1 protein-coding gene is annotated in these 491 nt (G+C 48.1%); it reads right to left on the minus strand.

The features are described from left to right. Window positions 1-72: 72 nt before the first annotated feature. Window positions 73-396 carry a hypothetical protein gene (locus tag XcuCFBP2542_RS19490; RefSeq protein WP_146090388.1) on the minus strand — a complete coding sequence of 108 codons (324 nt, stop codon included), beginning with the start codon at window positions 394-396 and terminating at the stop codon, window positions 73-75. Between the last annotated feature and the right edge of the window lie 95 nt (window positions 397-491).

The following is a 491-nucleotide window of genomic DNA, read 5'->3' on the forward strand; positions in this document are numbered from 1 at the left end:
AAAACGCGCTTGGTGACTGACTGCGGCCATGTTCATCTCAGCACGGTGTGGATTGCCTGCAGAATAACATTTTTATGACACAGTAGGATTAATAGAGCGATCAATTCCGATGTTCAGGATTTCAAGCTCGGCTGAGTAAAATATCCCCTGTTCCTGTTCTAATAGCGCCGGTAGGCGCCTCATAATTTTTGCAGCAAGTGCCGGACTGCATGCATTTTTGCCAGCACAAAGCGTGTCTTCGGATACATATCCGTATGAAAGAAGCGACCACAACACTCTTGGATCCAAGCCAGCCGTGGCGAGATCGGATATTTTTTGCAAGATCAAATTGATTTGATCTAACCACAAATTTGAATTACTGAGATCTGTGCTTATGGCTGTCGAAGATGCCTGCATCCAGGTTCCTGATTAGCCCCATTCCTCAGCCGGTAGTTGCAGGATTTGCGACGGGTCGGCTGGACAATGGCCCCACTTGAAGGCAACGGAGGTGG

The sequence above is a fragment of the Xanthomonas cucurbitae genome, assembly GCF_002939885.1.
Lineage (GTDB): Bacteria > Pseudomonadota > Gammaproteobacteria > Xanthomonadales > Xanthomonadaceae > Xanthomonas > Xanthomonas cucurbitae.